Genomic DNA, 17888 nt, shown 5'->3' with positions numbered 1-17888 from the left:
GCCTGCTGGCGGGCGTTGTCGCAGGACAGAGACGTGCTCACCGGGTCACCATGACCTCGTCATAAAGCGGACACTGGTAGACATGACCCCGTGATTCGCGTACTTCTGGCCGAGGACCAGCACGTCATCAGGGGCGCCCTGGTGGCGTTGCTCGGGCTTGAGGCCGACCTGGAGATCGTCGAAGCGGTCGAGTCGGGGGACGCCGCCGTCGCCGCCGCGCTCGTTCACCGGCCCGACGTGGCCGTGCTCGACATCGACATGCCCGGCACCATCGACGGCCTGGACGCCGCCGCCACGATCCGCGGCAAGCTCCCCGCCTGCCGCACCCTCATGCTCACCGGGTACGGCAAGCCCGGCCACCTGCGCCGCGCCCTGGCCTCCCAGGTCGACGGGTTCCTGCTGAAGACGGCGCCTCCCGAGGAGCTGACCGCCGCCATCCGCACCGTGGCGGGAGGCGGGCGGGTCCTGGACCCCTCGCTGGCCGTGACCGCCTGGGACCTGGCCGACAACCCGCTCACCCAGCGCGAGGTCGACGTGCTGCGCCTGGTCGCGGGTGGGGCCGAGGCCACCGAGGTGGCGGAACGGCTACACCTGACCGCGGGCACCGTCCGCAACTACCTGACGGCGATCGTGGCCAAGCTCAACGCCCGTAACCGCACCGACGCCGTCCGCATCGCGAGCGAGTCCGGCTGGATCTGACGGCAGCGCCGCCTCCAGGGTGAACCAGCCGTCCTCCCGCGTGGTGGACAGCGTGCCGTCGAGGGCGGCCAGGCGGGTGGTGAGGTTGCCGATCCCGGCCGAGCCCCTGCGGATCGGGCCACCTTTGACGCCGTCGTTGCGGACGCGCAGCCGTACCCGGTGGCCGTCGGCGGTGGTGGTGACGGTGCAGTGGCGGGCGGTGCTGTGCCGGAGCACGTTCGTGACCGCCTCCCTGAGGACGGTGCTCAGCACCGTCTCGGCGGCGGCCGCCAGCGGCGGGTGGGACAGCTCGACCGTGACCTCGATTCCGGCGGCGGTCAGCACCGCGCGGACGTTGTCGGCCTCGGCGGGCAGGAGCAGGTCGCGGTGGTCGCCGGAGACCGAGCGCAGGTCGGCCTGGGCGCGCTCGGCCATCTCGGCGATGTCGCGCAGCTCGCTTTCCGGGTTGCCGAGGCGGCGGGCCAGCTCGCACTTGATGAGGATGGCGGCCAGGCTGTGGCCGAGCAGGTCGTGCAGGTCGCGGGCGGCGCGCAGCCGCTCCTCGACGACGGCCGCGCGGGCCAGGGCGTCGCGGGAGTCGCGTGACTCCTTGAGTATCTGGGCGAGCTTGATCAGGCCGTACAGGACCATGGCGGTCACCAGCGTGCTCAGCGTGTAGTTGACCAGCGCCGGGACCGGCAGGCCCATCAGGTGGCTCGCCACCGCCGCGCTGGCCGCGACGAGCCCGGCCAGCGGCACCGCCACCCGCCAGGAGAACGAGAGCAGCACCGGCCCGGCCAGGAATCCCAGGACGCCCAGCCAGCTGCGGCCCAGCAACGGCATCGGGAGATAGGTCAGAGCGGTCAGCGCCGCCAGCCGGCCCATGTGGCGGCCCCTCACCGAGGTCAGCTGGAGCACCACGATCACGGCCAGGAGCGCGGCGGCCGGGGCCAGCAGGTGAGCGGGGGTCTGCATCAGCCCCTTGACCACGAAACCGAGCAGGACGGCCGCGGCCAGCACCACCGACAGCCGGTAGGAGTCGTGGTCGGCACGCGGCCTGCCCAGGTCGGGCAGGGTCGCCTCCACGCTCAGCCGTCCCTCGTCGGTCAGCCGGGTGACCAGCCTGCCGCCCGCCTCCTCGACGCGCGCGGGCAGGTCGTCCAGGAACGCGTCGTCGGCGGTGCGGGCGCCGTCGCTGGTCACGCGCAGGAAGACCCGGCCGGTCTCGATCACGCAGAGGCTCGCCGTGGCCTGACGCAGTACGTCGGTGACGGCTTCGCGCAGCACCGCCGCCAGCAGCGCGCCCGCCGGGCCCAGCGGCTCCTCGTGGCCGACGCGTACCTCCACGGCGATCCCGGCCGAGGACAGCATCGCCCTGGCCGTGGTGATCTCCGGCGCCAGGGACATCGCCCGGTAACCGGCCGCCGCCGCCCGCGCCTCGGCCAGCGAGGCTCGGGCCGTCTCGGCCTGCGGGTCGCCCGCGCGGGCGCCGGCCGCGATCGTCGCCAGCGCCCGGCCCAGGCCCTGGTTCAGCTCGGCGGCGATGCGCAGCCGTTCCTCGGCCGCCGCGGACATCGCCAGCGCCAGCCGGGTGGCGGTGATCTCCTCGACCTGCCCGATCAGCGTCGTGAGCCCGTAGACGACCAGGGCGATCAGCATCGCGCTGATCGCCCCGTCGGCGTTGCCCAGCACCGCCGCGCTGCCCACGACCAGTACGGCGAGCGGGCGCAGCCGGGTCAGCAGCAGCGCGCCGCCGGCGAAGCCGAGGATGCCGACCGAGGTGCCGAACCCCAGCACCGCCGCGTACGAGCCCAGCACGACCACGGCCAGGATCCACCCGTGCCGCCACCGGACGAACGCCAGCTGCGCCACGCAGACCACCACGGCCAGCCAGGAGCCCGCCGCCACGTAGATGCTCGCGAAGCTCGCCAGTGCCGCGATGACCAGAATCCATGCCCGTTTCGCCACCTGGGAAGCTTAGGAGAAACTTCGCGTAACCCCCGCAACCGGGCATCTTCTTTGCAGTAATGCGGACATTTCCTGTTTTGGGGCGCGGGTAGGTAGGGCTACATGCACTCTGCTGTGAGCGGCGGGCAGTTCACGCTGTCGGCCGGCGGCTACACCGCCGTGGTGACCGAGTCCGGCGCCGGGCTCCGCGTCCTGCGGCTGGACGGGCAGGACCTCGTCCTGACGTACGGCCCGCAGCAGGTCGCCCCGGCCGCCTTCGGGCAGCTGCTGATCCCATGGCCCAACCGGATCGAGCGCGGCCGCTACTCCTGGGAGGGGCGCGAACTCCAGCTCGACATCTCCGAGCCCCGCTTCGACTGCGCGATCCACGGCCTGGTCCGGTGGCTGCCCTGGAACCTGGAGAGCCAGACGCCGGAGGCGGTGGCGCTGACGTGCAGGCTGCTCGGCAGCCCCGGTTACCCGTTCCGGCTCGCGCTGCGGGCCGAGTACGCGCTCGACGCCGGGTCCGGTCTGACCATCCGGGTCACCGCGCTCAACGACGGGGAGACGGCGGCGCCGTACGCCCACGGCGCGCACCCGTACCTGACCGTCGGGGAGCCCATCGACGGCTGCGCCGTCCAGGCGCCCGGCCGCAGGCACCTGCCGGTGGACGCGATGATGATCCCGCGTGGCCCGGCCGAGCCCGTCGACGGCACCCCGTTCGACCTGCGCACCCCGCGTACCCTCGGCGACCTGCGGATCGACCGCGCGTTCACCGACCTGGAGCGGGACGCCGACGGCCGGGCCTGGGTCCACCTGACCGGGACCACCCGCACCACCTCGCTCTGGACGGACCGCGCCCACCCGTGGCTGGAGCTCTACACCGCCGACTCCGTGCCCGGCCCTGAACGCCGCAGGGGCCTCGGCGCCGAGCCGATGACCTGCCCGCCGAACGGCTTCGCCAGCCGTACGGACCTCGTCGTCCTCCAGCCCGGCGACCTGTTCACCGGCACGTGGGGGATCACCGCGGCGGCCTAGCCGTGTGCTTCCGGCATCGCCCGTTCCATGTCGGCGTCGTGCTCGGCACCACCGCGGGCGGCCGCTCCTCCACCTGATCTACGGCCGCAGCCACTCGGTGACCAGGGCGGGGCAGGTCACCTCGCGCAGCGGCGGGATCGTGTCGCGGAACTCCGGGGCGTACCGCACCGCTTCGAGGAGATCGGCACCGGGCCGGGCGTAGACCTCGCCGTCGCGTTCCACGCGGGCGCGGGCGGGGACCATGGGCAGGAGTTCGACCGGCAGCGGCCGTCCCATGCTCGCGGCCTGCGCGTCGAACGCGGCCTTGAGCCGGGCCAGCGCCTCGTCCCGCGCCACGGGGTCCATGCCCGGGTAGTTGCCGGGATCGTTCTCCGCCGACCGCGGCCCGTCGAGGTTGACGATCCCCGGGCACTCGGGATGGCGCCTGGCCCACAGGACGGCACGTTCGTACAAGTGCTTCCCCCACCCTCGCGGCATTCTGGACCGTACGAAGTTCCGTGTCTTGGCATCGAGGAAAGGGTCGCGATGCTCAATCTGTCGATCATTCTGGAAGACAGTGCCCGCCATGTTCCGGACCGCACCGCCCTGGTCTTCGGGGACCTGCGCCTGCCGTACTCGATGGTGGATTCTGTCGCGAACCAGGTGGCCAACCTCCTGGTCGCTCGGGGGATCGGCAAGGGTGACAAGGTCGCGCTGCTCTGCCCGAACGTGCCCTACTTCCCCTTCGTCTACTTCGGCATCCTCAAGGCCGGGGCGACCGTGGTGCCGCTCAACCTGCTGCTGCAGCCGCGGGAGATCGCCTACCACCTGGCCGACAGCGACGCCAAGGCGCTCTTCTGCTTCGACGGCACGCCCGAGCTGCCCATGGGCGCGCGCGGGCGGGAGGCCTTCGACACCACCGACGGGTGCGAGCAGTTCATCGTGCTGCCCACGACGCCGCTGGCCACCGAGTCGGAGCACGGCGAGTCGTTCTGGGCGGCGCTGGGCGGCATGTCCGCGGAGTTCGAGACGGTCCAGACCGAGCCCGGCGACACCGCGGCCATCCTCTACACCTCCGGCACCACCGGCCAGGCCAAGGGCGCCGTGCTGACCCACGCCAACCTGCTGATCAACACCATGGTCAGCGACGGGATGTTCCCCGCCGACCCCGAAGGCGACGTCTCGCTGGCGGTGCTGCCCCTCTTCCACTCCTTCGGCCAGGTCTCGGTCATGAACGTCTGCCTGCGCAGGCGCGGCACCCTGGTGCTGCTGCCGCGCTTCGACCCCGGCGCGGCGCTGGAACTCATGTGCCGGGAGAAGGTGACCATGTTCGCCGGGGTGCCGACCATGTACTGGGCGATGCTCTCGAAGATCCACAGCGACGGGGACGAGGTGCCGAAGACGCTGAGGGTGGCGGTGTCCGGGGCGGCCTCCCTGCCGATCGAGGTGCTCAAGGACTTCGAGTCCACCTTCGGCATCCCCATCCTGGAGGGCTACGGCCTGTCGGAGACCTCCCCGGCGGCCAGCTTCAACCAGCTCAGCCGGCCCACCAAGCCCGGCACCATCGGCTTCCCCATCTGGGGCGTGGAGATGAGGCTGGTGGACGACGAGTGGAACCCCATCGAGGGCGAAGGCCCCGGCGAGGTCGCCGTCCGCGGGCACAACATCATGAAGGGCTACTACGGCAGGCCCGAGGAGACCGCGGACGTCATGCGGGACGGCTGGTTCCGCACCGGCGACATCGCCACCCGCGACGAGGAGGGCTACTACTCCATCATCGACCGCACCAAGGACATGATCATCCGGGGCGGCTTCAACGTCTACCCGCGCGAGGTGGAGGAGGTGCTGATGACGCACCCGGCGATCTCGCTGGTGGCGGTGGTCGGCGTGCCCCACGACTCGCACGGCGAGGAGGTCAAGGCGTACGTCATCCTGGCGCCCGGCGCTACGGCGAGCGGGGACGAGCTCATCGGCTGGGCCAAGGAGAACATGGCGGCCTACAAGTACCCGCGGATCATCGAGTTCCGCGAGACCCTGCCGATCTCGGCCACCGGCAAGATCCTCAAGCGCGAGCTGCGCTAGCGAGCTGGTGAGCGTCTGCGGGGACCGTTCACCAGCTCAGGGCACCGGCTTCAGGGCAGCCAGTCGATCGCGGCGGCCAGCTCCGAGGGCGTCGTCCCGAAGGTGTCGCGGAAGACCCGGGTGAAGTGCGGGCCGTCGGTGAAGCCGGCGCTGTGCGCGGCCGTCGTCAACGTCTGTCCCTTGGCCACCAGGCCGATGGCCTGTTGCAGGCGCAGCCACCGCACGTACGGCCGCAGCGGGATCCCCACGTGCGCGCCGAACAGGTGCGCCAGCCGGCTCGGCGACAGGTGGACCGCGTCCGCCACCGTGCGCAGCCGTACCGGTCCGCGCCGCAGAAGCGTGGGGATCACCGCGATCGCCGCCTCCACCGCGGGGTGGAGGCGGGCGCCCGCGGCCGCGCTGTGGCCGGTCCACCCCTCCACCGTCCGCAGCGCGGCCGCCGCCTCGGCCGAGCGAGCATGACCGGCCGCCGGCGCGGCGAACATGAGCGGCAGGATGCCCTCGGCCGGGACCGGCGGATCCTGGAGAACCGGCGCCCAGTGCGACGCCGTGGATCCCGCCCCGAAGCGCGCCAGCAGGGAACGGCCGGGCGAGCTGCGGGGATCCAGGAGCGCGAGCAGGGCCTCGTGCGCCCCCTTGCGCACCGCGTGGCGGATGTCGGGCGGGACGATCGCGATCTGCGTGGTCAGCTCTCCACCGTGGGCGTCGCCCATCGTGAACGGCTGCGCGGACACGATCAGTTGGACCGCGTGGTGCGCGTGCAGGTCGTTCCTGCCGACGGTGCCGCCGAAAAGCAGAAGGCCGGGCCGGATCAAGCACCAGCCCCGCCAGGGATGTGACATCACACCGCCCTCCTGCGGGCCAGCGTATCTGCTCGCGTCTGTGCGGCTCTAAAGCATCAAAAGCCCCAAAAGCCTTAAGGGCCATTCCTTTTTGGGGACAACCAGTGAGGGGTGGGTCGCCGTTAGGGCCACTTCGTGACCCTGTGCGGGTGCTTCTTCTGCCGCAGGCGTTGCCCGCGATCCCCGCCCCGGTGCCGGCCGGGACCTTCGACGGCATCCCGTCCGGCCGGCGGGGTGAAGCTTTTCGGCCTGGCGCGGTAAGTACAGGTGACCGTACACACCAGGAAAGGCCGACATGCATGACACTCGCCCGCGAAGACGTCAACGTCGATGACGCGGCCTTGGATGACGCGGCTCTCATCGAGAGATCGCTGACCGAGCCGGAGGTCTTCGCCGACCTTTTCGATAGGTATGCACCGTTACTGCATCGCTATGTGACCAGGCGGCTGGGGCCCGCCGAGGCCGAGGACGTCGTCGCCGACACCTTCCTGGCCGCCTTCCAGCGTCGGGGCGCATATGACCGGGGCCGCCCCGACGCCCGCCCCTGGCTGTACGGCATCGCCTCCAATGTGATCGGCAAGCGGCGGCGTACCGAGACCAGCCTCTACCGCGCCTACCTCCGCACCGGCGTGCACCCGGCGCAGACCGCGAACACGCAGGTCGAGGACGGCGTCAACACGCTGGCCGTCAACCTGCCGCTGGCGCGGGCGCTGCTGAAGCTCAAACAGGTCGATCGCGACGTGCTGCTGCTGGTCGCCTGGGCCGAGCTGAGCTACCAGGAGATCGCCGACGCGCTCGCCATCCCGCTGGGCACCGTCGGTTCCCGGCTCAACCGGGCCCGAGCCCAGATCCGCCAAGCGTTGCGGCCAGGACAAGGAGAATGACGATGAACGAACTCAAGAGCATGTGGGCGACCGTCCAGCCCGGCACCCACGAGGATCTCGCCGGAGCCAGGCGGCGGCTGCTGAACGGCATGCGTCCCAGACGCCGCTTCACCGCCCCCCGGCTGCTGGTCGCGGCGGGGGCCGCGGCGGCGGTCGTGGCCACCCCGCTGATCGTGGTGACCGGCACCCCTGCCTACGCGGTGACCACGAACCCGGACGGCACGATCACGGTGGCCGTCAACGAACTGCGCGACCCCGGAGCGCTGGAGGCCGACCTCGCCGCGGCCGGCGTCACGGCCGACGTGACGTTCCTGCCCACGAACACGTGGTGCGCCGAGACGCCCCGGTTCGACAGCGTGGACGGGGCGTACAACGGGGACGAGATCTTCACGCGCGGCAAAGAGAAGGAGTGGCGCTCGTTCCGGGCCACCCGGGTTCTCTCCCAGCGGGAGCTCCTGATCTCCCCCGAGCACATCCGGCCAGGTGAGACGGTCGTGCTGGAGTACTCGGAGACGCCCGGGGGTCCCGCTCCCTGGCAGCTCGGCACCTGGCTGGCCAAGGCGGGCAGCACGGTGAAGCCCTGCACACCCATTCCCCGCCCAAGCTCCTAGCCCAGGAACTCCCGCACTCGTGGTCGTGTCAGGTCGCGCGCCGCCTCGGCGGACATGCCGCGCTTCTCCAGGTGCGCGGCGGCCTGGAAAGGCAAACTCCTGCCATGGAAACGCGATCCACGAAGTATGGAATTAACCAGACTTTCGGGTAGCAACCGGGCGCTGGGCTTAACTGGTGAAATGAGCGAAGAGCCCAGCGTTGGACCGGTGCCAGAGGGGCCGCCGCAGTCCCGTCCCTACCACCACCCGGCCGCCGGCTGGGGAGCGGCCAAGGCCGTGACCGAGTTCGTGGTGCACGAGCGCGAACTCGTCGACGGCCCCCGCGCCGTGCTGCGCATGAACCACGAGAACGGCGGCTTCGACTGCCCGGGGTGCGCGTGGCCGGACACCCAGGGCCTGCATCTGGACATCTGCGAGAACGGGATCAAGCACGTCACGTGGGAGATGACCGGCAAGCGGGTCGGCCGGGAGTTCTTCGCCGCCCACACAGTGAGCGAGCTGTCGCGGTGGAGCGACTTCGCGCTGGAGGACCAGGGCCGCCTGACCGAGCCGATGTCCTACGACGCCGCGTCCGACCGTTACGTCCCCATCAGCTGGGAGGAGGCGTTCGAGCTGTTCGGCCGGACGGTCCGCGAACTGGACGACCCGAACCAGGCCGCTTACTACACCTCGGGCCGGCTGGGCAACGAGGCCACCTTCCTCTACCAGCTCATGGCCCGCGAACTGGGCACCAACAACCTGCCCGACTGCTCCAACATGTGCCACGAGGCCAGCGGCCGCGCTCTGCACGCCTCGCTCGGCACCGGCAAGGGCACCGCCGACCTCAAGGACTGGGACAGCGCGGACGCGCTGTTCGTCATGGGGGTCAACGCGGCCTCCAACGCCCCCAGGATGCTCACCAGCCTCGCCGAGGCCTACCGCCGCGGCGCCCAGATCGTGCACGTCAACCCGATGATCGAGGCGGGCGCCACCCGGACGATCATCCCGCACGAGTTCACGCAGATGGCGTTGTTCCGCGCGACCCGCACCAGCACCCTGAACCTCCAGGTACGCAGCGGCGGCGACATGGCGCTCATGCGCGGCATCGCCAAGGCGACGCTGGAGCGGGCGGAGAGCGATCCCGGGGCCGTGGACCAGGAGTTCGTCGACCGGCACACGACCGGGTTCGCGGAGTACAAGGCCCTGTGCGCGGCCACGCCGTGGGAGGAGATCGAACGGCAGAGCGGTCTCGGCCGCGACGACATCCTGCGGGCCGCGCGTGTGTATCGCGGCGCCGACCGCAGCATCATCAGCTGGTGCCTGGGCGTCACCCAGCACGAGCACGGCGTCGACACCATCCGGGAGATCGTCAACGTGCTCCTGCTCCGCGGCAACCTGGGCCGGGAGGGCGCGGGGCCGTCGCCGGTGCGCGGGCACAGCAACGTCCAGGGCAACCGGACGTGCGGCATCGACCACCGGCCGCCCAAGGAGTTCCTGGACCGGCTGGCGCGGGTGTGCGGCATCGACCCGCCGCGCGCCGACGGCCTGGACGTGGTGACCACCATCGAGGCGATGCACCGGGGCGAGGTGAAGGTGTTCGTCGGCATGGGCGGCAACTTCGCCATGGCCGCGCCCGACACCCCCTACACCCATGCCGGGCTGCGCTCGTGCGAGCTGACCGTCCACGTGAGCACCAAGCTGAACCGCAGCCATCTCGTCCACGGCCGCCGGGCGCTCATCCTGCCGTGCCTGGGCCGCACCGAGAAGGACGTGCAGCGCGGCGGCGTGCAGCAGACCTCGGTCGAGGACTCGATGAGCATGGTGCATCTGTCGGTCGGAATGAAGCGCCCCGCCTCACACCACCTGCTGTCGGAGCCGGCCATCATCGCGGGCCTGGCCCGCGCCGCCCTCCCGCACAGCGACACCCCCTGGGACTGGTACGTCGAGGACTACGACCGCATCCGCGACACCATGGCCCAGGTCCTGGACGGATTCGAGGACTTCAACCGCCGGGTCCGCCTGCCCATGGGCTTCCGCATCAAGCAGCCCGCCCGCGAGCTGGTCTTCCTCACGCCCTCCGGCCAGGCGGAGTTCTCCACCGCCCGGCTGCCCGACGTCGTCCCGGCGCCCGGCACGCTGATCCTGGGCACCATGCGCTCCCACGACCAGTGGAACACCACGATCTACTCCGGCAACGACCGCTACCGCGGCATCAAGAACCTGCGCACCCTCGTCTTCATGAACGCCGACGACATGCGCGAACGCGGCATCGGCCAGTTCGATCCCGTCGACGTCACCAGCACCGCCAGGGACGGCACCACCCGCTCCCTGCACGGCTACCTCGCCGTCCAGCACAACCTGCCCAAAGGCTGCTGCGCCGGATACATGCCCGAGATGAACGTCCTGTGCTCCATCACCGACCACAGCACCCAAAGCGACCAGCCGTTGATGAAACACCTCCGGGTCACCATCGACCCGGCCGCCTGACCTCACGGCAGAAGGCGGACGATCTCCTCGATCACCAGCTCGGGCTCGTCCTGCGGGACCATGTGCCCGGACTTCCCCGCCACGACATGCCTGCCGTACGGCAGGGCCGCGACGAGCCGCCGATGGCTGGCGATCAGGTCCGGCCGCACGCGCCGCTCCATCGCGGTCGGGGCCAGCGCGCCGCTGATGGCCGTCACGGGCACCGGCGGGAGCGGGCGGGTGGAGTCGCGCAGGGGGGCGAGCCCCTCCGCGAGCGCCTCGTACTCCGCCCGGGTGGCCCGCAGCTCCGACGCACGCGTCATCTCGGCCACCGCCTCGGCCCGCATGTCCGGCGGGAACAGGCGCAGGATTCGGCGTACCTCCGAGGTGATGGTCTTGACGCCGAGCCGGGACAGGACGATCAGCACCGACTGCAGGGCGAGGGCGACGGCCCTGGTGCGCCGCGCGTAGTAGATGTCCAGGTCCTCGGCCGCCTGGTCGATCAGCACGAGCGCGGCCACCCGCTCGGGGTGCGCGGCCGCGTAACTGCGGATGATCGGCCCGCCCAGGCTGTGACCGGCCAGAATGTACGGCCCCGCCCCCAGGTGATCCAGCAGGTGCCCGAGGTCGGCCACCATGCGCTCCAGGTCGCGCCGGGCCGGATCGCGGTCGCTGCGCCCGAGCCCGGCCCGGTCGTAGGCCACCACCGTCGTGTGCTTGGCCAGGGCGGGCAGCACCAGCCCCCACTCGGTGCGGGTCGCCCCGAGCCCGGACTCGAGCACCACGACCGGCCCGCCGGAGCCCTGGGTCACGTGGTGCAGCCGCCGCCCGTCCGGCAGCGTCGCGTACCTGGAGTCGCCGAAGACACTAGACACTGAGATTCTCCTTCTTCACCGGGACAAGATCATGCTGGATCGTGCGCGCGGCCGAGGCGATGATCAGGCCCGCCACCAGCGCCGGAATCGCCATCCCGAGGGCGCCGCCGGAGCCGATCAGCCAGGCGCCGGCCAGCCCGCCCACCGCGAGGCTGATGCCGAAGAAGCTGGCGGTGTAGCTGCGCTGCGCGGGCGCGGTCACCGAGACCATGATCAGCGTGATCATCGGCAGGATCAGCGGCGTCAGCATCAGCCCGACGAAGAACGCGATCAGGCACAACACCACATTAGGCGCGCTGACCCCCAGCGCGAACGCCGAGCCGCAGCAGACCAGGAGCACGGCGATCACGTAGGGGACCCGGCGCGGGTCCGACGTGAAGATCCCGTCGAGCCGCCGCCCGAGCGTCACCAGCACCACGATCGTCGCGGCCGAGCAGACCGCGGTGAAGATCCCGCGCGCCTCGGTCTCCAGCCCCCAGCGATCCTTGAGATGGATCGACAGGAACGTCGCCGCGGGCACCAGCAGCATGCCGAACGCGACGAAGCACGCGAAGACCCGCCGCAACGTCCTGGACCGCAGCAGCCCGCCGCCGCCCGCCGGGGCCTCGAACCGGCCGATGCCCGGATCGCGCAGCCGCAGCGCGAACAGGCAGCCCAGCATCGACACCACGCCGAGCACCACGAACACGGCCCGCCAGTCCAGGTCCAGCCATCCGGCCAGCGCCGAGACGGTGAGCGGGCTCAGGATCGCCCCGGCGGGGGTGGCGGCGCCGTACAGGGCGAGCACCCGGCCGCGGACGGCGGGTTCGTACAGGTCGGCGAGGAGGGGCGAGTGCAGCGCGAGCTGGCTGCCGTTGGCCAGGCCGCTCAGCACGAGCAGCACGCCGACCATCCAGACGCTGTTCGCGAACGCCATCGCGATCGTCGACAGGCTCCAGACGAAGCCGGTGACGATGGAGATCACCGCGCGCCGCGGCCGGCCGCCGACCAGCGCGGCCATCAGGAACGGCGCGGTTCCGACGGCCAGCAGCTGGATCGCCATCAACGTGGCGAGCGCGCTCGCCGAGACGCCGAGCGAGCTGGTCATGTCCGGCGCGAGCACGCTGAGCGCCTGGTTGACGAAGGCGTCGGTGATCGCCAGCATGCCGACGGCGAGGACGGGATAGAGCCTCATGAGGGGTCGAACACGATCGGCTTGACCTCGCCGCGGCCGTACAGCTCGGCCTGGCCGGGCATCGACACGCTCCACGACCGCATGCCGTACGGGCCGAAAGCCACGATCCGCAGGCAGGGACCGCCCGCATAGGCCCGCCCGCCGGAGAAGTAGGTGGCGCGCAGCGGCACCTCAAGCTCCAGCAGCGCGCCCCCGCGACCGGGCACCCCGGGCGCGAGCTCGTGCGCCGCGCCATACGCTTCCTCCGGTACGGCCGGCGCCACCTTCTCCAGCGCGTCGAGCGGATCCTCACCCGCCGAACGCCAGGCCAGCCAGACCATCGCGTTCACCGAGTCAGGACCGGCGTGCCCGTCGAAGCCGAGCAGCCTGCGCAGCAGCAGGCGATGCCCGCCGGGCCACCCGGCGACGCGTGCGGGGTCGGCCGCAGCGGCGTCGGCGAGCTTGGCCTGCCACAGCGGGGTGTCCATCCAGCGGTCCTCCATCGCCCACGCGGTCACCTCCTCGACGTCGGTGGCGTAGGCCCTGCTCAGCAGCTCGACGCTGCGCCTGCCCCTGCTGGTGTCGCGGCCCGCCTCATCGTTGAAGGCGTCGCGGTGCCAGTGCTCGGGAGACAGCGCCGGGTCGGGCGCCACCGTGTCGGGCGCGGTATTGCAGTTCTGGAGGTATCCGGACACGGGGTTGGCCAGCTGCACCAGCTCGGCCGCCGGGCGGACTCCCTGCCAGGCGGTCGCCGAGGTGTTGCCGTCCAGCACGCCCCGCTCCTCGAAGCCGCGCACGGGCACCCGGCCGGTGCGCAGGTAGAAGCAGTCGCCCGCGGAGCCGGCCGCCAGCAGGTTCTGCGGCGGGAAGTCGCAGGCGTCGAGCGCCGCGCGCAGCTCGCCGGTGTCACGGGACCGCAGCATCGCCATGAACTGCCGCTCCGTCTGTCCCGCCCGTCCCATGTACGGCGTGCACACCACGTAGACGGCGGCGTCGTCCCTGGCCACGACCGGGGCGATCACGCCGTTGTGCAGCACGTGGGGATGGCCTCCGTACTCCAGGACCTTCCTGGTCTCGCCGTCGTAGCGGTAGACGTCGCCGTCCACCTCGATGCGGTAGGCGTCGGACACGCGCGGCCCGCCGGTCGTCAGGCCCCAGGCGACGTCGGCGTTGTGGGCGAGCGGCGGCAGCATCGCGCCCAGGAAGCCGAACCCGGTGTAGTGCAGGTCGCCGCCCTTGACGACGGCCTCGTACATCTCGAAGGCGCCGCCGAAGGGCAGGTGCGGGTCGCTGACCAGGATCGTCTCCCCGGCCGCCGTCCGCCACGGCCTGAGCACCCAGGCGTTGGAGCCGGGCGGGACCAGGGCGAGGTCCAGTTCGGAGGCCGGGGCCGCCGGGGTGAGGCCCGCCGCGCGCAGCGCCGTGACGGCGTCGACGATGATCCAGTACAGCATCACCGTGCGGTTGACGCCGATCGGCAGCGCGGGCTCCAGCGGCGGCGCCCACGCGGGCACGTCGGCCGGGTGCTCGTCCATCCACGCCGCGATCCCGGCGACGAACGCCACATAGCACTCGCGCAGGTCGGCCGGGAGGCTGTCGAATCCACGCCTGGCCTCTTCGAGCACCTGCCAGCGACGCTGGTTGGCGTCGCGCTCCGGCTCACCGAGTTCGCCGCGGACCAGCCGGTACTGGCGCAGCACACCCGGCAGGTCGTCCTGCGCCTGGGCGTAGCCGAGGCCGAAGTAGGCGGCGGGTTCGCTGGTGGCGTCGAGCAGCGGGGTGCCGTACGGGTCGCGGTGGATGCGCACCGAGCCCCACGAATTGTCCATGGGCTCAACAGTGCGTGAAGAGATGGCGCCGAACCTTGTCCGATCGGCCAAGAACCTGCCCGCACCCTTGGCCGATGGGTTCAGCGGCGGGCGTGGCGGATCGTCAGGCGTCCGAGGCCCATGGCGCCCGAGATACGGATCGTCGGTCCTGCCGTGCCGTGCCGCCCGGCCCTGTAGCGCGGGTCCTTCCACCCGGCGGCCAGGCCGTCGAGGTCGACGGTCGCGGCGCGGGGGACCGTGATCAGGGCCGCGCCGGTGCCGAGCCGCAGCTCGATGTCGACCACGGGATGGTCGATGATCGCGCGCGACAGGTCCAGGCGCACCTTCGCCAGCGCGGACTCGACCTTGAGCGTCCTGGGCACCCGCCAGGCGCCGCGCCGCAGGATGAGCCCGCTGACGGCGGCGATCGTGCCCGCCCGCTCCTCGCCGTCCGGGAGCGCGGCGGCGAGCTCGCCGGGGGTTGCGGCGGTGAGCGCCTGGTGCAGGCGTTCGTTCATCTCCTGGTGGGTGAGGTGTCCTTGGGCGTACGCCTCCTGCACGCGGCGCACCGCCGTATCGCGGTCCGCTTCTTCGACCATCACACGTTCTTTGATCACCACGCGTCACCGCCCCCGGCGTGAGTACGCGCGCAGCGACAGCGGGACGAACACCACCAGCAGCGCCGCCGACCAGAGCAGGACGGTGGCCACCGGATGCGCCAGTGGCCAGGCCACGTCCCCGGACGGGGCGCCCGGATTGCCGAACAGGTGCCTGGAGGCGGCGGTGAGCGCGCTGACCGGGTTCCAGTCGGCCAGGAAGCGCAGCCAGCCCGGCATGCCGCCGGTCGGGACGAACGCGTTGGACAGCATCGTGAACGGCAGGAACAGCGGCACCATCGCGTCGGCGACCTGCTCGTTCTTCACCGCCAGGCCCACGTAGACGCCTGCCCAGCTCAGCGCGTACCGCAGCACGATCATCAGCAGGAACGCCTGGGCCGTGGGGATGAGGCCGTTGTGCGGCTGCCAGCCCACCAGCAGGCCCGCGCCCACCATGATGGCCAGCATCAGCAGACCGATCAGCAGGTCGGCGCCGGTCTGCCCGAACGGCACCGCCAGGCGCGCCATCGGCATGGAGCGGAAGCGGTCCATCACGCCGCGGGAGGCGTCGCCGGCCATGCGCGTCATGACCCCCATCACCGCGGAGAAGGTCACCATCGCGAACAGGCCGGGCATGAGGTATTCGCGGTAGTCGCCGCCGTTCGGCACCTGGATCGCGCTGCCGAAGACGTACCCGAACAGCACCACCATGACGGCCGGGAAGATCAGCGCCACGACGAGTTCGCCGGGATTGTTGCGCAGCCGTCCCAGCTCGCGGCCGACCAGGGTCAGCCCGTCGGTGAGCGTCCAGCGCAGGCGGCCCAGGGACGAGGTGAGAGCGGTCATCGGACGGGCTCCTTGCGGTCGGTGAGGCGCAGGAACACCTCGTCGAGGGTGGGACGGCGCAGGCTCACGTCGGCGGCGGCGACTCCGGCGTGGTCGAGCCCGCGCACGATGTCGGCGAGGCGGAGGCCGGTGGGGGGCAGGGCGACGGTGAGCCGGCCGTCGGTCGCGGTGGGCTCGCTGCCGGCGAGGGTGTTCAGGACGGTCGCCGCCGCGGGCGTCGCGGCGGGGTCTTCGAGGGTGACGTCGAGGCGGTCGCCGATCGTGGCCTTCAGCTCGTCGGGCGTGCCGGTGGCGATCACCTTTCCGTGGTCGACGACGGCGATGTCGTCGGCGAGCTGGTCGGCCTCGTCCAGGTACTGGGTGGTGAGCAGCACGGTCGTGCCGTCCGCCACGAGTTCGCGGATGCTGTCCCAGATCTCGCCGCGGTTGCGCGGGTCCAGGCCGGTGGTGGGCTCGTCCAGGAAGAGCACCTCGGGGCGCAGAATGAGGCTGGTGATCAGGTCGAGGCGGCGGCGCATGCCGCCGGAGTAGCCGCTGACCTGCCGATCGGCGGCGTCCATCAGGCCGAAGCGGTCGAGCAGCTCGTCGGCTCGCCGGCGCGCCCCGGCCCGGGACAGGTGGGAGAGACGGCCGAACATGCGCAGGTTGCCGCGGCCGGTGAGCTTCTCGTCCACGGCGGCGTACTGGCCCGCGAGCCCGATCTTGGCGCGCACCTTGTCGGCCTCGCGCACGACGTCGTATCCGGCGATGCGGGCGTGCCCGGCGTCGGGATCGGACAGGGTCGCCAGGATGCGCACCGCGGTTGTCTTCCCGGCGCCGTTGGGGCCGAGCACGCCGCAGACCGTTCCTTTCGGGACGCTCAGGTCCAGCCCTCGCAGCGCATGGGTGTCGCCGAAGGACTTGCGCAGTCCTTCGGCGAGCACGATCGGATCAGCCATGACCTCTCCACTGGGTACGTTGTACGCGATTATCGCGGCCAGAGTAAATTACTGGGTACCATGTACGCAAGTAGGGAAGGGTGGAGCGGTGACCGACGCCGAGTACGTGAACATCTGGATGCTGCCCGAGCGCCCGGCCCGCGGGCCGAAGCCGGGTTACAGCCGCGCGCAGATCACCGATGCGGCGATCCGGATCGCCGACACCGAGGGGCTGGAGGCCGCCACCATGCGGCGGATCGCCGCCGAGATCGGCGCCGGCGCGATGTCTCTCTACCGGTACGTTCCGAGCCGCGACAACCTGGTCGAGCTCATGGCCGACCGGATGCAGGGCGAGATCGACGTCACGGGCATGCCCTCAGGAGACTGGCGGGCCGACCTGACCCGCTACGCCGACGGGCTGCGGGCCATGTGGCTGAGGCACCCCTGGATCGGCGCCGTTCAGCGGTCACTTCCCAGCTTCGGCCCCAACCAGTTGCTCCTGATCGAACGGATGATGGGAGTGCTCGACCCCTTCGTCTCCATCGACGAGAACCTCGGCCTCATGGCCATGCTGAACAGCTACATCGAGGGCGTCGTCCGGGAGGAGATCAGCTCGGCCAGGGAGGTCCGCCGCAGCGGGCTCAGCGAGTCGGAGTGGATGACGCGGAACTACCCGTACATCGAGGGGCTGGTGAAGAGCGGGGAGTACCCGATCTTCACCAAGATCGTGATGGAGGCGCGTCACCCGCACCTGAGCCGTGACGACCAGTTCCGGGACGGGCTCAGGCGCGTCCTCGACTTCATCGCCACGGCCCTTCCCGCACCGGGCTAGAGGTTCCTCTTCTCGTGGCCGATCTTCCCCAGGTTGGGGTAGCGGCTGTTGCACCAGGCGTAGGACTCCTGGTTGCGGCCCACCCACGAGCCGTAGTACACGGCCTTCTTGCTGTAGTCGTTCCAGCACTCGATCCGGACGCGGACCCAGCCGTAGCCCGCGTTGCACCTGGCGAAGCCGCCGTCGCCGGAGCTGCCCGTCATCTGGCCGCTGTAGCACTTGGTGATCGGGGCGGGGTCGGCGTGCGCGGCCGCGGGAACCGCGACGATGCCCAGGACCAGGGCGGCCGTGGCGGTGAGCTTCTTGAGCATGGTTTCCCTCTTCAGCGTGATCTTGGGCGTCAGAGGCTACATAG

At 71.3% G+C, this 17888-nt stretch carries 17 protein-coding genes; 7 read left to right on the top strand and 10 right to left on the bottom strand.

Annotation, left to right across the window (positions count from 1 at the left end; translation table 11 throughout):
* The first annotated feature begins 90 nt into the window (after positions 1–90).
* Positions 91–699 carry a DNA-binding response regulator gene (locus ACIBHY_RS35880; protein ID WP_397105872.1) on the top strand — a complete coding sequence of 203 codons (609 nt, stop codon included), beginning with the start codon at positions 91–93 and terminating at the stop codon, positions 697–699.
* Here ACIBHY_RS35880 and ACIBHY_RS35875 read toward each other — a convergent pair.
* Positions 586–2646, bottom strand: a complete 2061-nt coding sequence (locus ACIBHY_RS35875; RefSeq protein ID WP_397309004.1) for a histidine kinase — start codon at positions 2644–2646, stop codon at positions 586–588. The two genes, ACIBHY_RS35880 and ACIBHY_RS35875, sit on opposite strands and share 114 nt — an antisense overlap.
* 102 nt (positions 2647–2748) lie before the next feature.
* On the opposite strand from ACIBHY_RS35875, the gene ACIBHY_RS35870 reads away from it, so the two are divergent.
* Positions 2749–3663, top strand: coding sequence for an aldose 1-epimerase family protein (locus ACIBHY_RS35870; protein ID WP_397254680.1), 915 nt, complete (start codon positions 2749–2751; stop codon positions 3661–3663).
* A 78-nt stretch (positions 3664–3741) separates the two neighbouring features.
* Here the strand turns inward: ACIBHY_RS35870 and ACIBHY_RS35865 are convergent, their stop codons facing one another.
* Positions 3742–4116, bottom strand: coding sequence for a hypothetical protein (locus tag ACIBHY_RS35865; protein ID WP_397254678.1), 375 nt, complete (start codon positions 4114–4116; stop codon positions 3742–3744).
* Between the two features lie 72 nt (positions 4117–4188).
* Between ACIBHY_RS35865 and ACIBHY_RS35860 the strand changes: the two genes are divergently transcribed.
* On the top strand, positions 4189–5724 hold the full coding sequence (locus tag ACIBHY_RS35860; RefSeq protein WP_397309003.1) for a long-chain fatty acid--CoA ligase: 1536 nt from the start codon (positions 4189–4191) through the stop codon (positions 5722–5724).
* A 50-nt stretch (positions 5725–5774) separates the two neighbouring features.
* Here the strand turns inward: ACIBHY_RS35860 and ACIBHY_RS35855 are convergent, their stop codons facing one another.
* Positions 5775–6566, bottom strand: coding sequence for a helix-turn-helix transcriptional regulator (locus ACIBHY_RS35855; protein WP_397254674.1), 792 nt, complete (start codon positions 6564–6566; stop codon positions 5775–5777).
* Between the two features lie 299 nt (positions 6567–6865).
* Here ACIBHY_RS35855 and ACIBHY_RS35850 point away from each other — a divergent pair, with 299 nt between their 5' ends.
* The 3 genes from ACIBHY_RS35850 to ACIBHY_RS35840 all read left to right on the top strand — a co-directional run bounded on the left by ACIBHY_RS35850 (position 6866) and on the right by ACIBHY_RS35840 (position 10527).
* Positions 6866–7450 (top strand): RNA polymerase sigma factor, encoded by a 585-nt coding sequence (locus ACIBHY_RS35850; RefSeq protein ID WP_397254672.1) that lies wholly within the window; start codon positions 6866–6868, stop codon positions 7448–7450.
* A gap of 2 nt (positions 7451–7452) precedes the next feature.
* The gene (locus ACIBHY_RS35845) at positions 7453–8061 is read left to right on the top strand and encodes a hypothetical protein (RefSeq protein WP_397309002.1); all 609 of its coding nucleotides are present in this window, start codon (positions 7453–7455) and stop codon (positions 8059–8061) included.
* A 207-nt stretch (positions 8062–8268) separates the two neighbouring features.
* Positions 8269–10527, top strand: coding sequence for an FdhF/YdeP family oxidoreductase (locus ACIBHY_RS35840; RefSeq protein ID WP_397309001.1), 2259 nt, complete (start codon positions 8269–8271; stop codon positions 10525–10527).
* 2 nt (positions 10528–10529) lie between these two features.
* On the opposite strand, the gene ACIBHY_RS35835 is transcribed toward ACIBHY_RS35840, so the two are convergent.
* From ACIBHY_RS35835 to ACIBHY_RS35810, 6 genes are all read right to left on the bottom strand, one after another.
* On the bottom strand, positions 10530–11381 hold the full coding sequence (locus tag ACIBHY_RS35835) for an alpha/beta fold hydrolase (RefSeq protein WP_397254666.1): 852 nt from the start codon (positions 11379–11381) through the stop codon (positions 10530–10532).
* Positions 11374–12555, bottom strand: coding sequence for an MFS transporter (locus tag ACIBHY_RS35830; protein ID WP_397309000.1), 1182 nt, complete (start codon positions 12553–12555; stop codon positions 11374–11376). Before ACIBHY_RS35830 ends, ACIBHY_RS35835 begins: the two co-directional genes overlap by 8 nt.
* A complete protein-coding gene (locus ACIBHY_RS35825; RefSeq protein WP_397308999.1) occupies positions 12552–14363 on the bottom strand; it encodes a penicillin acylase family protein in 1812 nt (603 codons plus the stop codon). Before ACIBHY_RS35825 ends, ACIBHY_RS35830 begins: the two co-directional genes overlap by 4 nt.
* An 80-nt stretch (positions 14364–14443) precedes the next feature.
* Positions 14444–14941, bottom strand: coding sequence for a DUF1707 domain-containing protein (locus tag ACIBHY_RS35820; protein WP_397308998.1), 498 nt, complete (start codon positions 14939–14941; stop codon positions 14444–14446).
* A 24-nt stretch (positions 14942–14965) separates the two neighbouring features.
* The gene (locus tag ACIBHY_RS35815; protein ID WP_397254658.1) at positions 14966–15784 is read right to left on the bottom strand and encodes an ABC transporter permease; all 819 of its coding nucleotides are present in this window, start codon (positions 15782–15784) and stop codon (positions 14966–14968) included.
* Positions 15781–16722, bottom strand: coding sequence for an ATP-binding cassette domain-containing protein (locus tag ACIBHY_RS35810; protein ID WP_397254656.1), 942 nt, complete (start codon positions 16720–16722; stop codon positions 15781–15783). The genes ACIBHY_RS35815 and ACIBHY_RS35810 overlap by 4 nt, the downstream gene beginning before the upstream one ends.
* 88 nt (positions 16723–16810) lie before the next feature.
* Between ACIBHY_RS35810 and ACIBHY_RS35805 the strand changes: the two genes are divergently transcribed.
* The gene (locus ACIBHY_RS35805; RefSeq protein WP_397254654.1) at positions 16811–17533 is read left to right on the top strand and encodes a TetR/AcrR family transcriptional regulator; all 723 of its coding nucleotides are present in this window, start codon (positions 16811–16813) and stop codon (positions 17531–17533) included.
* Here the strand turns inward: ACIBHY_RS35805 and ACIBHY_RS35800 are convergent.
* Positions 17530–17844, bottom strand: coding sequence for a hypothetical protein (locus ACIBHY_RS35800; RefSeq protein WP_397254652.1), 315 nt, complete (start codon positions 17842–17844; stop codon positions 17530–17532). The two genes, ACIBHY_RS35805 and ACIBHY_RS35800, sit on opposite strands and share 4 nt — an antisense overlap.
* Between the last annotated feature and the right edge of the window lie 44 nt (positions 17845–17888).

Origin of the sequence: Nonomuraea sp. NPDC050547, assembly GCF_044457345.1 — a bacterium.
Taxonomy (GTDB): domain Bacteria; phylum Actinomycetota; class Actinomycetes; order Streptosporangiales; family Streptosporangiaceae; genus Nonomuraea.
This window is presented reverse-complemented; position numbering and strand designations above follow the sequence as displayed.